Annotated in this window: 17 protein-coding genes; 14 read left to right on the forward strand and 3 right to left on the reverse strand. The window is 50.9% G+C overall.

Annotated elements, in window-relative coordinates:
* Positions 1–67 precede the first annotated feature (67 nt).
* Positions 68–808 (forward strand): hypothetical protein, encoded by a 741-nt coding sequence (locus ACTH3S_RS13240; protein ID WP_441809478.1) that lies wholly within the window; start codon positions 68–70, stop codon positions 806–808.
* Between the two features lie 93 nt (positions 809–901).
* Here ACTH3S_RS13240 and ACTH3S_RS13245 read toward each other — a convergent pair whose 3' ends face one another.
* The gene (locus ACTH3S_RS13245; protein WP_441809479.1) at positions 902–2,071 is read right to left on the reverse strand and encodes an MFS transporter; all 1,170 of its coding nucleotides are present in this window, start codon (positions 2,069–2,071) and stop codon (positions 902–904) included.
* A 252-nt stretch (positions 2,072–2,323) separates the two neighbouring features.
* On the opposite strand from ACTH3S_RS13245, the gene ACTH3S_RS13250 reads away from it, so the two are divergent.
* From ACTH3S_RS13250 to ACTH3S_RS13275, 6 genes are read left to right on the forward strand one after another with little or no spacing between them, the layout of a single operon-like run.
* Complete coding sequence (locus tag ACTH3S_RS13250) at positions 2,324–2,728, forward strand: GtrA family protein (protein ID WP_441809480.1); 405 nt, start codon at positions 2,324–2,326, stop codon at positions 2,726–2,728.
* Positions 2,712–3,776 carry a glycosyltransferase family 2 protein gene (locus tag ACTH3S_RS13255; protein ID WP_441809481.1) on the forward strand — a complete coding sequence of 355 codons (1,065 nt, stop codon included), beginning with the start codon at positions 2,712–2,714 and terminating at the stop codon, positions 3,774–3,776. The genes ACTH3S_RS13250 and ACTH3S_RS13255 overlap by 17 nt, the downstream gene beginning before the upstream one ends.
* Positions 3,760–5,259 (forward strand): ArnT family glycosyltransferase, encoded by a 1,500-nt coding sequence (locus tag ACTH3S_RS13260; protein ID WP_441809482.1) that lies wholly within the window; start codon positions 3,760–3,762, stop codon positions 5,257–5,259. The genes ACTH3S_RS13255 and ACTH3S_RS13260 overlap by 17 nt, the downstream gene beginning before the upstream one ends.
* Complete coding sequence (locus ACTH3S_RS13265; protein ID WP_441809483.1) at positions 5,249–5,992, forward strand: response regulator transcription factor; 744 nt, start codon at positions 5,249–5,251, stop codon at positions 5,990–5,992. The genes ACTH3S_RS13260 and ACTH3S_RS13265 overlap by 11 nt, the downstream gene beginning before the upstream one ends.
* Positions 5,989–6,381, forward strand: a complete 393-nt coding sequence (locus tag ACTH3S_RS13270; protein WP_441809484.1) for a hypothetical protein — start codon at positions 5,989–5,991, stop codon at positions 6,379–6,381. Before ACTH3S_RS13265 ends, ACTH3S_RS13270 begins: the two co-directional genes overlap by 4 nt.
* Positions 6,308–7,279 (forward strand): sensor histidine kinase, encoded by a 972-nt coding sequence (locus tag ACTH3S_RS13275; RefSeq protein ID WP_441809485.1) that lies wholly within the window; start codon positions 6,308–6,310, stop codon positions 7,277–7,279. Before ACTH3S_RS13270 ends, ACTH3S_RS13275 begins: the two co-directional genes overlap by 74 nt.
* 48 nt (positions 7,280–7,327) lie before the next feature.
* On the opposite strand, the gene ACTH3S_RS13280 is transcribed toward ACTH3S_RS13275, so the two are convergent.
* The gene (locus tag ACTH3S_RS13280) at positions 7,328–9,322 is read right to left on the reverse strand and encodes an LTA synthase family protein (RefSeq protein ID WP_441809486.1); all 1,995 of its coding nucleotides are present in this window, start codon (positions 9,320–9,322) and stop codon (positions 7,328–7,330) included.
* A 226-nt stretch (positions 9,323–9,548) separates the two neighbouring features.
* On the opposite strand from ACTH3S_RS13280, the gene ACTH3S_RS13285 reads away from it, so the two are divergent.
* The 5 genes from ACTH3S_RS13285 to ACTH3S_RS13305 all read left to right on the forward strand — a co-directional run bounded on the left by ACTH3S_RS13285 (position 9,549) and on the right by ACTH3S_RS13305 (position 16,432).
* Positions 9,549–11,231 carry a protein adenylyltransferase SelO gene (locus ACTH3S_RS13285; RefSeq protein ID WP_441809487.1) on the forward strand — a complete coding sequence of 561 codons (1,683 nt, stop codon included), beginning with the start codon at positions 9,549–9,551 and terminating at the stop codon, positions 11,229–11,231.
* 610 nt (positions 11,232–11,841) lie between these two features.
* Complete coding sequence (locus tag ACTH3S_RS13290; protein WP_441809488.1) at positions 11,842–13,203, forward strand: acetyl-CoA C-acetyltransferase; 1,362 nt, start codon at positions 11,842–11,844, stop codon at positions 13,201–13,203.
* Between the two features lie 32 nt (positions 13,204–13,235).
* Positions 13,236–15,329 carry a 3-hydroxyacyl-CoA dehydrogenase NAD-binding domain-containing protein gene (locus tag ACTH3S_RS13295; RefSeq protein ID WP_441809489.1) on the forward strand — a complete coding sequence of 698 codons (2,094 nt, stop codon included), beginning with the start codon at positions 13,236–13,238 and terminating at the stop codon, positions 15,327–15,329.
* 132 nt (positions 15,330–15,461) lie between these two features.
* Positions 15,462–15,860: a MauE/DoxX family redox-associated membrane protein gene (locus ACTH3S_RS13300; protein ID WP_441809490.1), complete on the forward strand. Its 399-nt coding sequence runs from the start codon at positions 15,462–15,464 to the stop codon at positions 15,858–15,860.
* Positions 15,836–16,432, forward strand: a complete 597-nt coding sequence (locus ACTH3S_RS13305) for a DMT family transporter (RefSeq protein ID WP_441809491.1) — start codon at positions 15,836–15,838, stop codon at positions 16,430–16,432. Before ACTH3S_RS13300 ends, ACTH3S_RS13305 begins: the two co-directional genes overlap by 25 nt.
* 168 nt (positions 16,433–16,600) lie before the next feature.
* On the opposite strand, the gene ACTH3S_RS13310 is transcribed toward ACTH3S_RS13305, so the two are convergent.
* Positions 16,601–17,863, reverse strand: coding sequence for a tyrosine-type recombinase/integrase (locus ACTH3S_RS13310; protein ID WP_441809492.1), 1,263 nt, complete (start codon positions 17,861–17,863; stop codon positions 16,601–16,603).
* A gap of 969 nt (positions 17,864–18,832) precedes the next feature.
* On the opposite strand from ACTH3S_RS13310, the gene ACTH3S_RS13315 reads away from it, so the two are divergent.
* Both ACTH3S_RS13315 and ACTH3S_RS13320 read left to right on the forward strand, forming a co-directional pair.
* Positions 18,833–19,759: a PAS domain S-box protein gene (locus tag ACTH3S_RS13315; protein WP_441809493.1), complete on the forward strand. Its 927-nt coding sequence runs from the start codon at positions 18,833–18,835 to the stop codon at positions 19,757–19,759.
* The coding region (locus ACTH3S_RS13320; RefSeq protein ID WP_441809494.1) for a putative bifunctional diguanylate cyclase/phosphodiesterase at positions 19,711–20,479 on the forward strand (769 nt) is incomplete at its 3' end. The genes ACTH3S_RS13315 and ACTH3S_RS13320, both read left to right, overlap by 49 nt.

Raw genomic sequence — 20,479 nt, forward strand, 5'->3', positions numbered from 1 at the left:
AGGTGGGTCAAAATTAATGGCCAGTAGTGGGTCACTTTAATTGGCCACTAACAACGGGAGTAGGCATATGAATAAATCCATATTCAGAATCGCCGTCACCACTACCTTGTTCGGCCTGTTCCTTACAGGATGTGCCTTGCCAATGAAGGATATAGAAGCCATCGCTCCTGTAGCTTCAGAGAATCAACACCTTATAGAGCTAAGCCCCAAATTATCGACTCACAATTTACAGCCAATGTTCATGGTAGAGGCTCTAGGTTTCAAAGCGGTGGATGAAACTGGCTGGGATAGGCTTGGGTCAGATGAAATATACGCTGTCTGGCAGTCTAATGCGGTTGTTTCAACGCTAATCCAAGATGACGTGGACAGTGGAGACTCTTTTGACTTTCATCAGCTCCAGAGCTGTATCTACCCGATAGCAGGGAATGAGTTAATCATCGATGGCCGATATGGGGGTGAAGGGTCAGGATGGGTTTGTAAGGGCGAGGGTGGCCCTGGCCCTATCCGATTTACTGCCTTTTTCTTTGATGATGACAGTTTTATTGCTCATTTCCCGTTTTGTTTCTCCGGTAGTTTCGTCACGGACTGCCAGGATACTTTTGTTGGTAAATACATCGGCACATGGACTACTGGAGAATTAATTGAAGATTTGCCCACGGCTGGCGCGATGAAGAACTTCACAGTCCGGCTAAACCCTTGTGAGGGGCCAGCGGTCTGCGGGGATGACGATTTTCCAGATTATGACCTCCGTTTCCGTATCACTAGAATGGCGGATAAGGAAGTTCTGAGAGTTAACACACTTGAATAGATAGAAAGCCTGTGGCCGCAAAGCCCAGGGCACTTACTATCTGGTATCGAAAATGGATCAGTGAGCTTGCGCCGAACCTAATCGTAAAAAAGATTATTTAGCGCACGGCTCAATGGCGCCTTCAGGTTTGTTATTAAGCTGCTTCTGAGCCATCAAGAAAACAACCAACCCTGCAACCGCCGTGGCTGAGCCCACATAGCCGGTAACTTGCCAGCCCATGCCAGCGCTAATTGCCATGCCGCCTAACCAAGGCCCGATCGCATTGGCAAGATTGAAAGCTGCATGATGAGAGGCCGCCGCCAAGGTCTGAGCACCGTGGGCAACATCCATTAAATGGGTTTGTAGGGCAGGGCCCATGGCCACCATGAGTGCGATCAAAAAGCAGGCTATTAGAATGCTCCAGATGGTACCCGTGGCAATCGGAAACAGTGCCAACATAACCGCAGCCCAAAGCAGAATCAGCCCAACGCTTCTGAATTGAAAACGATCAAACAGCCAGCCACCTAGTATGTTTCCAACAAACCCGCCTAAGCCAAACACGAACAACCCGATTGGAATCCATATAGGCTCTACCCGAGTAACGTTCAAAAGTGTTGGCGCTAAGTAACTGAATACACAGAACATACCAGCAAACCCAACTGAGCCAATGGCTAATGGGTACCAGATTTGTGGTCGATTGAACGCCCGCAATTCGCTTAAAGAACTGTGCCGTACTTCTTCGCGGTTTAACGGCAAAATAAAGAACACAAGAACCGTGGTAAGTGTGGCGACACACGCGACAAAACCAAAAGCGTATCGCCATTCAAGGTGTTGCCCCATAAGAGTGGCCAGTGGATTACCAAACAACAAGGCCAGTGCGAGGCCCATCATGATATAGCTAACGGCTTTCGCTCTTCGGTTGAGCGGCACCAGCGATGCGGCTACCAATGCCGCAACACCAAAGTAGGCACCATGAGGCAGGCCTGCAATAAATCGGGAAACCATCAACGTTTCGTAACTGCCTGCCATCGCGCTGGCGAAGTTGCCCACCGCATAAAAAGCCATCAACGCAATGAGCAGGTGTTTGCGAAATAGCTGTGCACCAAAGATTGCGAGTAGTGGCGCACCTACAACAACCCCCAGCGCATATGCACTGATCAAATGCCCAACCTGCGGCTCGGTAACGCCAAAGTCCAGGGCCACGTTGGGCATAAGCCCCATAATGGCGAACTCACCGGTGCCAATCCCAAACCCACCCATAGCGAGGGAAAATATAATGAGCATGACTTTCCGGGGTGAATAGGTAGTCGCGGCAGGTGAACGGTCTGGCATGAAGTAAAGGGCCTCGGGAGCAGGAAAATGGCAGCCGGTGATTGTATCTCAGCGCCTTTCTACATACGACCACCGAGCGCTTAAGTGGATCACCCTCCATCATTTAAAGTTTTGACATTTTCCTGATGAAACCTCCACAAGGCCCTGACACAGGGTGGGCTATCGTACCTGCTAAATGTCAGGCCGACTTTATTTGTCTCCGAGGTGGTTGTTTCTGTGATGAACAAATTCTTACCGCCCCAATTACAGGGGTTTATTGCTGCCGGTGGTCTTGCCACGCTGTTTCACTGGTTTGTGATGGCCGCACTAATCGGCGCCGGGGTTGAGCCGATATTGGCAACGGCAAGCGGAAGCGTGTCTGGAGCCGCACTCAATTATGGTCTTCAGCGGCGCTTGGCGTTTCGCAATGCCGGCCCTCACAACTTCACGCTATGGCGCTATATCGGCTCCTGCTTTTTCGCGTGGCTGTGCAATCTCGTCTTTTTCTTCCTGCTCAATAACCTACTGGCACTTCCTGTAAAACTTTCACAAGTTGTTACCACAGGTCTTGTGGCCGCACTGAATTATATTGTCTACCAAAGGCTGGTTTTCCATGAACAAACGCGTTGAATTCCCTGCCGTGTCTTTCGATGGCCCGATCGAGGGTCCGTTTGAGAATCCGCTGTTATCGCTGGTGGTGCCGCTATTCAATGAACGCCCGATGCTGCCCCTCTTCTTTGAACGGGTTCTACCGATACTTGCTCAACTGGATCTGCACTGGGAAATAGTGCTGGTTGATGATGGTAGTGACGATGGCAGTGCCCAGTACATCCGTGATGTGATCAACCGAACGCCTGGCATTCGTTTGATCAAGCTGAGCCGAAATTTTGGTAAGGAAGCAGCCATGACAGCCGGACTGGAGCAGGCAAGGGGTGCTGCAGTGATTGTGCTGGACGCCGATCTGCAGGACCCGCCCGAACAGATCCCGGCCATGGTTGAATGCTGGCAGTCTGGTGTGGACGTGGTTCTGATGCAGCGGCGCTCACGGGCTGGCGAAACTGCATTTAAACGCTGGAGCGCGCACCTCTTTTATCGATTACTGAACCGGACCAGCCGAACGGATATTCCGGTGGATACAGGTGATTTCCGGCTAATGAGCAGAAAGGCTATTAATGCTCTGCTGACTTTGAATGAACGCAACCGCTACATGAAAGGGCTGTTTGCCTGGATAGGCATGCCAACGCAGATAATCCAGTACGACCGTGAAGCTCGGGTGGCAGGGGAAACCAAATGGGATTACCCCGGGCTGGTAGGCTTGGCTCTCGAAGGGCTGACTTCGTTTTCTGTATCGCCATTGCGCTGGGCAACCGTAATCGGGCTTGTCGCCGCCAGTATGGGCGCGCTATTTGGTGTGTGGATTGTGGTCAAAGCCATCATGTTGGGGGATGCAACCAGCGGTTATCCGTCGCTTGTGGCCATCATCAGCTTTCTGGGCGGCATTCAATTGATGAGTGTGGGCATTGTTGGTGAATACGTTGGTAAAACCTATATAGAATCGAAGCAGCGACCTGTTTATCTGACAGATGAGGTGATCGAACACCAGGATGCCACACGCCGACGAGCCAGTCGCAAAAGGGCAGACCACAAAGCAAGGACGCATCATGCAAAAGCGGTTTAACGTTTGGTTGCTAATACTGGCCGCGGTGCTGTTTAGCCGTTTCATCGGTATGGCATTTTTTCCCTTTGCCGACACTACCGAGCCTCGTTACGCGGAAATTGCCCGCCTGATGGCTGAAACCGGTGACTGGATTACGCCCTGGTTTGAACCGGGTATTCCTTTCTGGGGTAAACCGCCCTTGTCGTTCTGGGCACAGGCGGCGGCCATCAAGGTATTTGGTGTTTCAGAGTTTTCGCTGCGTTTTCCTTCCTGGCTGGCAACGCTCGCCATGCTTTGGCTGGTGTGGCGACTAGCGCGGCAAATCTGGACGGTTCAGGTGGCTCAGTGGAGTAGCCTGGTTTTCGTCACCATGGCGCTTACATACATCAGCGCCGGCGCGGTAATGACCGACGCTTTCCTTGCTTTGGGTACCACCCTAACTCTGGTCAGCTTTTGTTTGGTAATGGCAGGAGAGGGCGGACTGTGGCGGTGGCTTTTCTTTATCGGGTTGGTGGTCGGACTTCTTTCCAAGGGGCCGTTAGCTCTGGTTCTGATCGGAATTCCTATTGCGTTGTGGTTACTTATCTCATGGCGAGAAGCGACCAACAATCTACGCCGGCTGCCCTGGCTCAGAGGAATATTGTTAACAGCCCTGCTGGTTTGTCCCTGGTACATACTGGCCGAGTTAAAGACCCCAGGGTTTCTGGATTATTTTATCGTGGGAGAGCATATTCGCCGGTTCTTAGATCCAGGGTGGGCAGGGGATCTCTACGGCAGCGCTCACAATCAGCCCAAAGGCATGATCTGGATGTTCTGGTTGTGGGCCTCGTTCCCCTGGGGCATCGTTGCGCTGGTTAGCCTGATATTCTCTTGGGCTAGGCGCAAAAGAAGCGGGATTGTGCGCGATACAATATCTAATCTTGGCGTTAGCTTTTTGGTAGTTAGCGCACTGGCTCCTATGCTGTTTTTTACGCTTGCAGGCAATACGCTGTGGACTTATATATTGCCCTCTCTGCCGTTTACGGCCATTTTGATCGGCCGTTGGGCGTCGAAATGCGAGTCTTTTTGGTTGTCCCGGATGCGGGTTGGGTTGGCGGCGCTGGTGCCAGTTTTACTAACGGTATTCGTGGGTCTGGCTGTAGCAGGCTGGACGCCGCTCAAAACAGAGAAAGAACTGGTAAGCTATTATCAGCAGACTAGGAAAACCGGTGACAGCCCATTGATCTATCTGGATGAATTGCCATTTTCAGCCAGGATTTACTCAGGCGGAACGGCTCTGGAAGTAACGCAGGGTGGTTTGCGAAGCTTGCCGGGTGCCAACAGCTTTCAACGTTTGTATGTGGCGGTTCCAAGAGCTTGGTCAGAAGACAAAGTGGCTGAGCTGTCGCCGTCCGCTTTGAAGGTTATGGAAAATTATCGCTATCAATTGTTGGCCATTGAAGGATTGCTCCGCAAGAAGCAGCCAATGTCTGACGCCAACGGAATCCGCTCGAATGACACCTAATCAAACTTCTCTTAAAGGCTCTGTCCAATCTCCTCTCAGGCTGTTGATTGTTGAAGACCAAATGGATCTTGCAGAGAACTTGTTCGAGTTTCTGGGCGAGGAACGCTACACACTGGATTTTGCTGCTGATGGTTTGACTGCACTGCATCTGCTGGCCACGCAAAGCTACGACGTTATCGTGCTAGATCTGATGCTACCCGGCGTCAATGGTTACGATATTTGTAAGCGTATCCGCCAAGACCTGCAATGCCAGACGCCCGTCATTCTGATGACCGCACTGAGCGCTCTGAATGATAAGGAAAAAGGGTTTGATTGCGGCGCGGATGACTACCTGGTGAAACCGTTCGAGTTGCGCGAATTACAGCTACGGATAGAAGCGCTTCATCGGCGCTATGCGCCACAGAGACCGGTTTTGGCGGCTGGCGATATTCGGTTCGATCCGGGCACACTAGAAGTGGAATTGCGTGGATCAAAAATCGCTTTGTCTGGCACGCCAGCTCGCCTGTTTGAATTGTTGGTGCGAGCGTATCCGAGCTTTCTTAGCCACGAGGCACTAACGGATGCGGTATGGGGTGCTCATCATGGAGAAACCGAGGGAAACAGCCTGCGTACTCATATCTACACACTTCGAAAATCCCTGCACGCAGGCTTGGGCAGCGGGATGGTAAAAACAATCCATGGACGGGGATACTGTCTAGAAGTCCCTGAAAAAGGGAACCCCGATACGCTATGAAGTCATCTTTGACCACGCGCTTTGCCCGAACACTGTTTTTTCTGATTGCTGCAACCACAGCAACCTCAATGTTTGTTATTGAATTATTTGTTGAAGACGTTGAAGACACCATTCTGGGGCTCGAACTGAAGGCTGATGCCGAGTTTTTTGCAGTGCAGCTTCAGCAAGGGGATTTTCAACCCATACAAACGGCAAGGCTAAAAGCCGTTTTCCTGTCTGACGGCGAGGCCGACGACACTCTGCCGACATACTTTCAAAATCGCACTATGCCGTTGTCCGAGGAAATCGAAATAGGTGACGTAACGCTGCTGATACATGGCGAAACGACTGGAAGAGCCCGGTGGCAAACTCTTCCTGGCTCAAGATATCACTATCATGGAAAATCGTGAGTCGTTGGTTCAGATGGTTCTGGTCGGAGTGGCTAGTGTCATGCTTCTAATTGGCTATTTTGCTGCCCGGGCGGGCTCTCGGTATTTGGTGCGACCCTTCAAGAAGCTAACCCGTGAAGTGCTGGGTAGAGTGCCGGGACCGTCGATGCAACAAATTACCACGGACTACCGCGACCAAGAGTTTTGCGATATTGCCGAAGCGTTTAACCGGTTCCTGACCGCGCTTGAACACCATATCGAGCGAGAAAAATCCTTTGTTAAATTAGCCAGCCATGAGCTTCGTACGCCTTTGGCTGTGATGAGTGGCGCTTTGAATGTATTGGAGCAACGCCAAAGTCTTTCAATGGCGGATCAAAAAACCCTTGCCCGTATTCGCCGAGCTATGGAAACCATGCGCGACGATACGGAAGTACTGCTTGAACTTGCTCGCAGTGAAGCGTCCGAAGGCGATGCCAGAACTATTGTGCTGCACGAGGTGGTTCAGAACACAATTGATGATCTGGAACATGGGCTTCCAGGTCATACCGAACGGGTTACCGTTTATAACAACAGCCCGGGGCTGAGGGTCACAACTCATCCCGCTCTAGTACGCATGTTACTGCGTAACTTGTTGCAGAATGCGCTGCGCCACACTCATGCCGGAGTAGAAGTTCAACTAATCAAGAACAGAATCTCGGTGCGAGACTTTGGGGCAGGGCTTCCTGAAAACGTAACTGAGCGCCTGAACACTATCGGGCCGCCCAGCACGGATACATCCAAGGCCGGAGAGTTCAACAACACTACCTTTGGGTTGCTGATTGTCCGGCTGGTTTGTGAGCGTCTGGGCTGGGATCTGGAAATCGCGCAATCGGACAATGAGGGCACTGAGTTCCTGATCCACGTTCATAATCTTGCCTGACAAGCACCGCATCAAAGGCGCCTACGCTCGCTTCTCGCTCTGCCCATGTTAGTCGGGTAGCCCGTATGCTTGTTCTCGATACAGTTCCAAGGGTAGGAGAGCATGGGCCAGAGCTCTTCTTATAGCCGTTTCTTCAGGTGCATCTGCCAGATATTCGGTGCTTTCGGTTTCCCGTGAATAAACGCCGGCTAAAGGTTGTTGGTCGGGGCGCAGTACAGTCACATTGTAGCGGTCGTCCATCCATGCGTAGTAATCGTTGAACTGCATGATTGCCCGACCGGGCGCGTCCGGAAATCTCGCCAAGTCCCGGCCTACCATGGGGTGCTCACCTGCAATGCCCATGAGCGAAAGCAGCGTTGGTGCAAGATCAATCTGGCTGGTGATCGTTTCAATACGGCGGCTTTCAATGTCTGCGCCGAGTATCAGCCCGGGAATCTGAAAATTCTTGATGGGAACCAGCTCATCGCCCCACACCCTGGCATCATGATCTGCAACGATAAGGAACAGGGTATCGTTCCAGTAGTCGCTGTTCCGTGCGGTGTCTATAAAGTCACCCAAGGCGTGATCCGCGTATTTGACGGCGTTATTGACGGTATTTTTCTCCTCATCGTACCGTTCAATTCTGTTGTCCGGATATTCAAACGGCGTGTGATTGGATGACGAGAAAACCAGGCGAAAAAAGGGCTTTCCAGAGACATGTAGTTTTTGAAGATCTTCATGGGCTTTTTCGAACAGATCTTCATCACTGACACCCCAGCTTCCGGTAAACGCTGGATTGGTGTAATCCTGCTGATCTACGATTGAATCGAAGCCATTGCCGGTGAAAAAGCTGCGCATGTTGTCAAAGTGAGCCTCTCCGCCGTAGATAAAGCCGGTGTCATAGCCTTTTTGGTTTAACAGCCCACCTAGCGTAAAGAAACCGGTTTGTGAGAGTGATAGTTTGACCACACTGCGGGCGGGAGATGGCAGGAACCCGGATACCACCGCCTCGATGCCTCGAACAGATCTTGTACCCGTCGCATATAGATTTTCGAACCACCAACCTGAATCTTTCAGAGCTTCAAGGCGAGGCGTGACCGGCGTGCCGCTCAGTGATTCAACAAACGTTGCGCCCAGGCTTTCCTCCAGAACGATCACCAGATTAAGGGGGCGGGTTCTCGCTTTTACCGGTGTTTGTTTATGCAGTGTCGGAGATTTGTTGTCGTTAAACTCATAGCTACGAAGCCAGGGCGCGCTTGTGACCTCATCCAGTATTTTGGACATTGTCATCTGGCCATAGCTGTCGCTCGCATCTGTTTCATGCTTGAGATTGTATATCGCAAACGCCACAGACCATGTGGAGTTGATAATCAGTGAGTTCACGAGAGCATCAGAGGTTAGCGCAAACATTGCCGGATTAGCGGGGCGGTGACCCGTTGTGGAACGAACACTGATAAACACGGCGAGAACAACGATTGGCCAAACCAGAATCGCTTTCCGATAGCTGCCTGATTGGGCCTCTCGTGACCACGAGCGCATCAGGCAGGCAAATAGGACGGTTAGTGAAATGCAAAGAAGGATTCCCACAATTACGGTAGGTAAATAGCCTTCCCAAAGCATGCTGAGTACTTCCTTGGGATAATCCAGATACTCGATAAACAGGCGGTTGGGCCGGGTATCGTACTCGGTGATGAACGTTGGCGTGGCCAGCTCCATAAAAAGAAACACAAAAACGACAATCAGCGCCCAAATGCTTGTTAGACGTTTCCAAACCATCCAGCTGAAACGATGACCCAACACCGGCAAGAGCAAAACCAAAGGGGCCACGGCCATGCCAGCCATGATTAGATCCACCCGCAGGCCATGAATAAAGATGCTTGGCCATACAGATGTCTCTGCAACGCGATCAAACTGCCATGCCACCAGAAATGCTCGGGACAGGCTGCCGATGATTAGTATTGCGACAAACAGCATCAATAAAGGCGCGTAGGCACCGGCCCAGCTGAACCAACGATACACACGTTCGGGTAGTGAGTGATTTTTAGCGGAAAAGAAAGAAGGCATGCTTGCACTCTTGGTTAGTGTAGTCAGTGAATCCGCAGTTGGGGAACTCGTTAACGGGAGTGCAGAATAGGGGAGGACGCGTCAGTAGCAGATCAAGAAAGTATCAAGAATTTGTCAAAGTGGCAGCGAGGGAACGGGGTTCCTAATCTACGTTCACAGCCTTGTCTGATAGGATGGAAATCTGCCACAGCCATAAACAAACCCACGCATGAGGAGCCCCCCCCCCATGATCGCGACCCTCGACGATCTCGCAACGTTGGCAAACTATTCGCTCATGGATACTCTCAACTGCGACCCAGACGCAAAGGCAAACGGACGCGACCACGCGCCGCGGCAAGTCTTCACTGGGCACTATGTGCCTGTCACGCCAACGCCAATCGAAAACCCCGAGTACGTTGCCCATAGTAAAAGCTTCTTTCGCGAATTGGGTTTTGCCGACAGCCTGGCGCAGTCGGCCGATTTTACTCAAATGTTCTCGGGTGATACTTCTTTCGTTCCGGCGCCCATGCGCAAAGCTGGCTGGGCGTGCGGTTACGCACTTTCCATCTTCGGCACCGAGTTCCAACAGCAGTGCCCGTTCCAAACTGGTAATGGATACGGCGACGGCCGCGCAATTTCAGTGCTTGAAGCCGTCATCAATGGTCAACGCTGGGAAATGCAGTTAAAAGGTGGCGGTAGAACGCCATACTGCCGTGGCGCAGATGGCCGGGCCGTTTTGCGATCGAGTGTTCGGGAGTTTCTGGCACAGGAGCATATGTACGCGCTCGGGGTGCCAACGTCACGGTCTCTGAGTTTGTACGTGTCGAAAACGGAGCAAGTCAGGCGGCCGTGGTACTCACAGGGCTCATATGCAAGAGAGCCAGACAGGCTCATATGGGAGCCTGTCGCCATCACAACGCGGGTCGCACCTTCGTTCATTCGGGTTGGCCAGCTTGAGCTCTTTGCTCGCCGTGCTCGCAAAGACGAGCACCCGCAAGCGATGGATGAGCTCGAGAAGATCGTGTTGCACTTGATTGATCGTGAGTACTCAGAAGAGATCGACCAAACGCTCGCCACCGCCGAGAAAGTGGTGTTGCTTGCGCGCAAGTTCCTCAGCCGACTCACGTCGCTTGTGGCGAACTGGGTTCGCGTCGGTTACTGCCAGGGTAACTTCAACAGTGACAACTGTGCTGCCGGCGGCTTCACACTCGATTACGGCCCATTCGGGTTCTGCGATGTGTTCGATCCGCTTTACCAGCCATGGACAGGTGGCGGGCATCACTTCGCTTTCCTGAATCAGCCGGTGGCCGCAGAGCGCAACTTCCGCTCGTTTTGTTCGGCGTTGCGGCCGTTATTGACTGCGCATCAGGGCAGCTTGCGGCAACTCGATGAGATTCAGAATGAGTTTCCAAAGGTCATGCAGGCAAAAATGGATACGATGTGGGCTGCAAAACTTGGGCTTGACGCTTTTAACACAGAGTTGTTCAACGAGCTCGCAACACTGATGCAGCAAATGCCTGTTGATTACACAATGTTCTTTCGCGAGCTTTCGAATGTGCCCATCGATATTGGCCCACTCAAAAACAGCTTCTACAAAAGCTCGTCGTACGACGCAGACCCCGAAGAGATGGATAAGCGATGGTCACAGTGGCTCACAAAATGGAAATCGCTCACTCAATTTAGCTCTTGTGAGGAGCTTTCTCGTCAGATGAAGCTAGTCAATCCAAAATACAGTTTGCGGGAGTGGTTCGTTGTGCCTGCGTATCACCAAGCGGCTGCGGGGGACTATTCTTTAATTCGAGAGCTGCAGGAAGTCATGACGCAGCCATACGCTGAACAATCGAAGGACGTGGAGGAAAAATACTACAGACTGAAGCCGTCGGAGTTTTTTGAGCTTGGTGGATTGTCGCACCATAGTTGCTCGTCGTGACTGCGCCTATATTTTCCGCTCCCGTCCCTCAAAGCGCTTTCGGGCCTGATCTGAGTTCACATATACCGACTCAGTAAAGGCTGCGCTTGTATGCCCCGGTTCTTCACTAATATGGTCGCAAGAAATTGCGGTATTGAAGGGTGGCAGTGAAAGTCTGCAAGATCTTCAAGATAATTAGCCGTATCTTGAAACGCCACACAAAGTACTAAATTCGTCGTCCGGGTCAGGATTGACCCTGACCCTGTTTCAATACTGCTCATTGTCAGAAAAATCCGGCTCTGACCCTACCTAAGCAGAATGCGGTTCAGCCGGCGGGGAGCAGGTCAGGGTCATCGGAGCGTTGAAGCAGGTAGCGGAAAGCAGGGAGATATTCGAACGGTGAGCGGAGATCCTACAAAAATTTCATGCAACCAGCAGCTATGAAATTGAATATCGGCATCGATGAGTGGTTATTAGAGCATCAGATTGCCGTTTGTGTTGACGGTTTTTTACCGGTCGCGTTAGGCTGAATACAATACAGCTTAAAAGGAAAGCTCACCGGCAGTTCTTTCCTGATCAGTTTCGCAAAATGTATGCGCGAATGTTTATGGTCAGCAATGGAGGAACAGCAATGACACGGACCACTACCGACTCTTCCGTTAATTCCGCAGCCGATCAGGCCCCCGACGGCGTTAACACTCCTGATTCAATCGGCCGCACGGTTTATATTATTGACGGTGCACGTACCCCTTTCCTGAAAGCGCGTGATGCCCCCGGACCGTTTACGCCGGTTGATCTGGCTGTTCAATGCGGCCGTCCACTGCTAATGCGCCTTCCAATTCCTTATAACGCTTTTGATCAGGTCATTCTCGGCTGCGTCAATGTGCTGCCGGATGAGATGAACCCCGCCCGCGTAGCCGCTCTGCGCCTGGGTATGGGTGAAGCCATGCCGGCGTTTACCGTACAAATCAATTGTGGCTCGGGTATGCAGTCAATCGACACCGCCTACAAGTACATTCGTGATGGCGACAGCAACCTGATACTGGCCGGAGGCACCGAAGCGCTCAGCAAGGCCCCCATGATGCTAAGTGAAGACGCAACGCGCTGGCTGGCCGGACTGAGCGCTGCATCCTCTCCACAGGATTACATTCGCCAAGTGACCCAGTTCAATCCCACGCAGTTCAAACCTGAAATTAGCCTGGTCAAGGGGCTGACTGACCCCATCGTGGGTCTGAGCATGGGGCAGACCGCAGAAGTGTTAGCACAACAGTTCAATATTACCCGCAAGGCGGCCGATGAGTACGCGGTCAGCAGCCATCACCGGCTAGCCAGGGCGCAACAGGAAGGCTGGCTGGATGGTGAAGTGGTCCCCGCCATCGCGCCCGATGGCACGATTTACAAACAGGACGACGGGGTACGACCCGATACCTCGGTGGATGCTCTGGCCAAGCTCAAAGCGGCTTTCGAACCACCCTACGGCCAGGTAACTCCGGGTAACAGCTCCCAGGTTACCGACGGCGCTTCCTGGCTGGTGCTGGCTTCAGAAGAGGCTGTCGAGAAGTACGGCCTGGAGCCCATTGCGGTTATTCGGGACAGCGAATGGTCCGCTCTGGACCCGAAAATTATGGGGCTGGGCCCCACGCTGAGTTCCACTGCCATTCTGAAACGCCAGGAATGGGGCCTGAACGACGTGGATCTGTGGGAAATTAACGAAGCCTTTGCAGCCCAGGTACTGGCATGTGCTGCAGCCTGGGAAGACGAGGAGTTCTGTCGCGTGGCTTTGGGCATGGATAAACCAATGGGCCGCCTCGACCCTGAACGGCTGAATGTGGACGGTGGCGCCGTTGCCATCGGTCATCCGGTGGGCACCAGTGGCAACCGGATTGTGCTTCATCTGGTAAATGCGCTGCGCCGCAAAAAACTGAAACGTGGCATCGCAACCGAGTGCATTGGCGGTGGTCAATCCGGTGCCATGCTGATCGAGGCGATTTAGGTTCTCCACAGGACGAGAGAGGATGGTTCACCATGACAGACCCTATTCTGAAAGCACTAAGTACCCGAGAGGTGGAATTCGGCCCCTGGCAAAATCAAGGGAAGAGCCAGTGGAACCATTGGCATCTTGCCCGGGATAACAACAGCGTGGCCTGGCTGCTCTTTGACAAAAAAGACGCAAGTGCCAACGTGCTCTCCGTTGATGTGCTCGAAGAGCTGTCCGCGATCATCAATGAGCTGGAAACGGACACACCAAACGCATTGGTTCTGAGATCTGTCAAAGCCAGCGGCTTTTGCATGGGCGCCGACATTTCCGAGTTTGAGTCACTCAGCACTGAAGATGAAGCTGTGGAAAAGCTCACGCGAGCCCATGAAGTGATCGACAGGTTCGAGGCACTCAAGGCCACCAAGATAGCCATCGTACACGGTGCCTGTCTAGGTGGTGGCCTGGAACTGGCACTGACCTGTGATTACCGGTTTGCCATTGCCGGCGCCAAATTGGGCTTCCCCGAGGTGCAACTGGGGCTTCATCCCGGCCTGGGTGGAACCGACCGCCTTACGCGGCTGATTGACCCGGTAGAAGCCATGACCATGATGCTTACGGGCAAAAACACCCATGACAGCAAAGCCAAAAAACTGGGATTAGTGGACGATGTCATCCAGGAACGGCATGTGCAGGCGGCCGTTCGCGCTGTTGTGGAGGGAGACGTCAAACAAAGCGGTGCCCGCCTGCGGGATCAGCTGATGAGCACGCGACCCGCACGGCAGCTTGCAACCCGCCAGATGCGATCGAAAACCTTCACTAAAGCGCCTCCCGAACACTATCCTGCCCCCAAAGCTTTGATCGAACTGTGGGAGCTCTATGGAGGGCAGGGCAAGGACATGCGGGACGCAGAAATAAAATCCTTTGCCCACCTGTTGAATACCGACACCTCCCGCAACCTTGTGCGGATTTTCTTCCTGCGGGAAGCCATGAAAGGATTGGCGCGAGCAGAAGCAGACCCCATTACCCATGTGCACGTGGTGGGGGCCGGCGAAATGGGCGGAGATATAGCCGGGTGGTGTGCGTTTCAGGGCTTACGGGTGAGCCTGTTTGATAAAGAGACCGACAAGATTGCCCATGCCATCAAAAAACTCAACGAGTTATGTGAGAAAAAGCACCGGTCCAAATCCCAAACCCGAGACATCCTGGATAATCTGATTCCCGATTTTGCTAATCAGGGCATTGGCCATGCGGACCTGGTTATTGAAGCTGTACCGGAAAAGGTGGAAATCAAGCATGGCGTGTATGCCGAGGTGGAGCCCAAGCTTAAAAAAGGCGCCATTCTGGCCACGAACACCTCAAGTATTCCCCTGGAGAGCCTGCAGGAGGGATTAAAAGACCCGGCGCGCCTGGTAGGCCTGCATTTTTTCAACCCGGTTGCCAGTATGCCGCTTGTGGAAGTGGTTACCCACGACCGAATTTCAGACAAAACATACGACCGTGCGCGTAAGTTCGTCGGCCAGATAGACCGCTTGCCGGCGGCGGTTGCTACCGCACCTGGCTTTTTGGTGAACCGGGCTTTGACGCCGTATCTGGTGGAAGCCATGGTCATGCTTGATGAAGGTGTGCAGGCAGAGGCTATCGACAAAGTGGCCGTCGATTTTGGCATGCCCATGGGGCCGATCGAACTGGCGGACCAGGTGGGCCTCGACATTTGTGTAGGCGTGGCTGAAATGCTCCAGGAACGCCTTGAAACCAAAATGCCTGCCACTCCTCAATGGCTTAAAAGCCTGGTTGACGAGGGCAAGCTGGGTAAAAAATCAGGCAAGGGCATCTACAAATGGGAAAACGGTAAACCCGAAAAGCAGGACCCGGATTCCTCGGCCCCGGAAGATGCGCTGGACAGGCTTCTGTTGCCCATGCTCAACGCCTGTATGACCTGCATTCGTGAAGGCGTTGTTGCTGATGAAGACACGGCAGATGGAGCAATGATCTTCGGTACCGGGTTTGCGCCTTTCCGGGGTGGACCGATGAAATATGCCCGGGACGAAGGCGTGGAGGGCATCCGCCAACGCCTCGAAGCACTTGCCGAACGGCACGGCCCGCGATTCAGCCCGGATGCGGGCTGGCAGGATCTTGAATAACAATAGATTTTTTGCAAACGCTGGAGAAAGGAGGAGAACCTGTGCCTTCAAGTAATCAGAAACACGCCATCATTTACCGCATGGTAATGCCCGATCATCTGTGTCCTTTTGGCCTTAAATCAAAGGACCTGCTTGAGCAAAAGGGTTTCAATTGAGTGGTTCATTTCCGTTGCCATGTGTTTGCTCGCTGTTCAGAAGCTCCAAGACATTGAAAGCTTCTCAACCATGTTTCTCAATTACGACTTGCTGGCCCAGCGATGGGTAAGGTACGGCTATCTGTACCCGTTCGGGGAGGCGCTCGCCGGTGTGCTGAAGATATCAGGAGCAATGATCTGGCTTTCCGTGCCCGTCGCGCTGTTTATCGGCTCCGTGGGCGCTTTCTCTGTATTCAAGGCTGTCTACATCGATAAACGAGGACTCAAATGCGCCTGCGTTGGTGGCGACAGCAATGTACCCCTCGGTTTTATCTCGCTAACCGAAAACCTGATGATGGTGGCCATGGGGCTGTGGATGCTGATTTCAAAGCCATGACGCTGGCGCCAGCAGCAGAAGTTAGCCTGCTTGCCTATCTCTGGCCGTTGTTTATCGTTCTAATGTCGTCATTTTTACCCGGCGAGTCCTTGCACAAACAACACATCATGGGCGCTATACTCGCTCTGGTGGGGTGCTGGCTGCTGATCGGAAGTAATAGCGGCGGTTTTGTTATGGACAATTTCGAAGGTTACCTGGTTGCCTTTAGTTGTGCACTGATATGGTCGTCATACTCTGTGCTGTCCAGGTTGGTAGAAAGCGTACCGACAGATGCAGTAGTCTGGTTTTGTGGTGTGACAGCCGTGGCGCTGCTGTGTCATCTAGCTTGGGAAACGACTGTGTGGCCAAATGGATGGGTTCAGTGGGTTGGGGTGCTCGGGCTTGGTTTGGGGCCGGTTGGTATTGCCTTTTTTACGTGGGATTATGGAGTGAAGCACGGCAACATCCAGTTGCTTGGCACCTTGGCATACAGCGCGCCGCTTATTTCCGTGGTATTGCTGATTGTGCTGGGATCACTGATCGCGGGCAGGGTAAAGCGAGAGCCGGTGCCCGAACCAAAAACCCTTCATTAATCTATCTTTGTTCGGTAGGAGTTGAATATGATCAGTTGGGATGACTTTGAAGAGTGATGGATCATTAAAGGAACCTACCGGAAGTTGCTTGAGGATCTGGGGGAACAAAAAGTTCAATACTCGATGAATGCAACCCACGCCGCACGGGGCAGGGTTACCTGCCTCGCTCTATATTAACCGGCCCCGCCCCTCAAAGCGCTTTCGGGCCTGGTCTGAGTTCACATACACAGATTCCGTAAAAGCCGCACTGGCGTGTCCCAGCTCCTCACTAATGTGGCGTATATCCGCACCAGACTCAATCGCCTGGCTGGCTCCGGTATGGCGCAGATAGTGTGTTTCCGACTTAATGGCTTCAAACTGGCCAGCCTCTTCCATAAAGCCGTAATCCCGCATTCGCTCAACGGTCAACATCACCGCTTGTTCGTAAATACGCTGAACCTGTCGCTTGCCCAGTGCATTACCGTGGCTTGAGGGAATAATCGGGTTGCGTTCGTTTTGCTCGGGCATGGTGCCCGGTGACCCAAGATACGTGCGCCAGCGCCTGAGGTAGGGGAGGTAGGCGTCAGGCAGAGTGACAGAACGGGCCTTGTCGCCCTTACCAAACACAAAGTAAGACCAGTATTCTTCACCCTGAATCACCTTTCGCCGGAAATCCCCAAATACCGGAATGCGCTCGGCGCCGTCTTCCAGTGGTCGTGGAGCCAACTCCCCGACGCGCAAAAACAGTGACTTCATGGTGACCACAACAAAAAGATGTCGTTCGTATTTAGAGTGTTGCGCAGCAGCTTCCGTTACGGTTTCCAGAAAATAGGCCCACTGCCAGTCCGTCAAACGGCGCACATCAGCCTCAACGTCATTAGACAGTTGTGGCTTTGCCTTACGGTCACGCTTTCGCACTTCATCAAGCGGATTCGATAACAGGTATTGCTGTGAAACCAGAAACTTGAAGAAGGTTTGCAGAGCAGTTCGACTGGCATTCAAGCTGGCTTGGCTGGCGCTGTACGTTGAGTTCTCATCCTTCGATCGCAAGGCAAACGGCCGCCATACATGATTCGGCACACGCAGGCCGCCCAAATCTGTAAAGGCAGAAAATACGCCCCGACTTATCCAGGACTTGGGCGGATTCTTCAGGGTTTTAAAGTAGGCGGAAACCACATCAGAATCCGTTTGTGACAGCGTTCGCCCAGACGTAACCCACAAATAATTAAGAAAGCGCTGAACTTCACTCCGAAATCGCGTAAACGTGCCTGCAACATCGGAATACCTCAGAAGAAACTGACGGCTGATCTCATAGTCCTGACGAAGCAGGCCAGTTGCCTGGGGAAGTGTCCCAAGAAACTGCGGTATTGAAGGGTGACAATGAAAGTCCGCAAGGTCTTCGAGATAGTTCGTCGTATCGAACAGTGGATGACCCGTGAATGATCTGGACACGTGAGGCCTTGATTGATTGAGTATTTCTGGGGAGAGTATATCTATATGAGTAAAATGTCCAATACTCCTAAATATTGGACATTACGTGTGTTCGCTCTAGAAGCGCCTTAGCGCTCTTCATTTGATATTTCCTAAAGTGCCTTGGCGCGGACAGTTCTCTGAGATAGCTTCGGTAAAGTACAGCGGCTTTCGGTGTACGGCTACTGACTGCGCAGAATTGGCTGGGTAACACTCACGTTTTCAGCACGACAATTATAGCGACTAGTGCCGTCACAGAACTGGCCTTTTAGCCGTCCACGAATGCTTATGCGCGTAAGAATGAAATGTACCACCCAGTTACCAAAGAAGAGACACAGGTGCGTTAGCTGGCTGACGTTTAAAGAAACGAATGATATGACGGGCGCAGGAAAAACCGGTGTGCAGGATGATGCAACCCTCAGGCTTGCCAAGTTCCTTCGTAGGTCGGGCTGAGCGAATGTCTGATCTGAGATGTTCGTTGGCCTGAGTATCTTAGCCGCGACAGTTAGGCGCACGAGCGTGCACATAAAGCAAAGTTCGGTGCTATCCATGGCTCGATTTTAAGGTAGACAACGTACAGAGCAGAACGAGTATTTGCCAGCACCTCTTACGCACCTATACCAACACCGTACTGCGTATAATGTATATTATGTTAAATAGAGTATAGAGCGCTTTGAGCTGATAAGTAGAACTGTGTACTAAACACCAACTGCTCTAAGGTGTGACGGAATTGGCAGATGCCTACTCACTCGTTGCTGTCTACCTACATAAAGGACGCGGGAAGCCTCCTTGATGTAACAGAATGGGTGCTCTATCCTGAAATTAATACTTTTAAAAAACCTGAGGTTATTCAGATCATCCCTGCTCTTAGGTCAACTTTTATGGATCAAACGATTTTGAACAATCCAACATTATTATTTAATCCAACTAAAAGGCAGCTAAACTAACTCTATGCTACTTCATAAAGCAGCCACAAAAGATGCAGTCCATCAATTATTTGATGCGGTGAATGCTATCTCGGTTCAAGGATACGACGAAGATCGTAGAGTTACCTACTGGAACATGGGTAGCGAATTACTTTATGGCTACACCAAAGAAGAAGCGTTAGGAAAAAAAATAGAAGAACTAATTATTCCCGAACATATGCGTGATGTTGTTATCTCTGCCCATAGGGAGTGGATTAGTAACGGTATAGAAATACCTGCATCAGAAATTACCTTGCGTAACAAAATTGGTAAAGATGTAAACGTATTTTCAAACCATGTATTGTTTACTGATGAACAAAACAAGCAGGAAATGTATTGTATTGATATTAATTTGTCTGAGGTTAGAAAAGCCCAAGAGCAGGCTGTATTTAAAGACAATATGCTTAAAGCGGTATTTGAAGCAACGCCTGACTTGTTTTTTTTAATGGAAGAAGATGGAACCATCATAGATTATCACTCAAGTGATGAAGAAGATCTCTATGTCTCACCAAACGTCTTTGTAGGTAAAACTATAGGAAGCTTTTTGCCCGAAAATCTTTCCGTAAAATTTAAAGATTACATTAATGACGTAACTTTTAAGGATGACGTATTAAGCTTCGAATATTATTTATGCATGCCCCACGGCAAGTGTTATTTTGAGGCAAGACTTAGCCATTTAAAAGCGTACAAGCAAATTGTAACAATTATCAGAGATATCACTGAGCAGCACAAATCGTCCGAAATAATACGTCAGCATGCTTATTTTGATGCTTTAACCTTGTTGCCTAATCGATTTTTATCGCTCGATCGTTTATCACAAATACTTAAGGAGGCTGAAAGAAGTTCTGAGAAATTGCCGAGAATTTGCTTAATATATTTAGAGAGCCGTTCCAAATTGATGGCCGGGAGCTGATTCTAACACTGAGTATTGGTATCGCCATTTATCCTGAAGATAGTAGTTCGGTTTCTGATTTACTGCGTAATGCAGATGCTGCAATGTATCAAGCAAAAGCACTAGGTCGGAATGCATATTCATTTTACACAAAAGAAATGAATGAAATCATGCTGCGCCGTTTTGAAATAGAAGAACAATTACATGGTGCAATTTCGCGGAATGAATTTGAAGTACACTACCAACCAAAATTTGACATAAAAAGCGAAAGTGTTGTTGGTGCAGAAGCTTTACTTCGTTGGAATAACTCAAATCTAGGAAATGTAACGCCTGATGAATTTATTCCAATTTCCGAACACACTGGTTTAATAATACCTATTGGGAAATATGTTATTAGGCAGGCGTTAATATTTTTAAGAGAATGGAAAAATATTAACAATAAGGATTACACGATAGCGGTTAACCTATCCCCTCGCCAGTTTAGGGATAAAGAATTAGTCGGCTTTATTAAAGATTCGCTCAGTGAGATTAATATTAAACCAGAAAATTTAGAGCTTGAAATTACCGAAGGCGTTTTAATGACAGGAAACTCCTACATTGATTCCATGTTAGATGAACTTCGGAATCTTGGACTAAAGCTATCAATGGATGACTTTGGAAAAGGTTATTCTTCTTTAAGTTATTTACGTAATTATTCGTTTGATTTATTAAAAATAGACAAAAGCTTTGTCAATGGAATGA

It is taken from the genome of Marinobacter sp. (assembly GCF_052094685.1).
Classification (GTDB): Bacteria; Pseudomonadota; Gammaproteobacteria; order Pseudomonadales; family Oleiphilaceae; genus Marinobacter.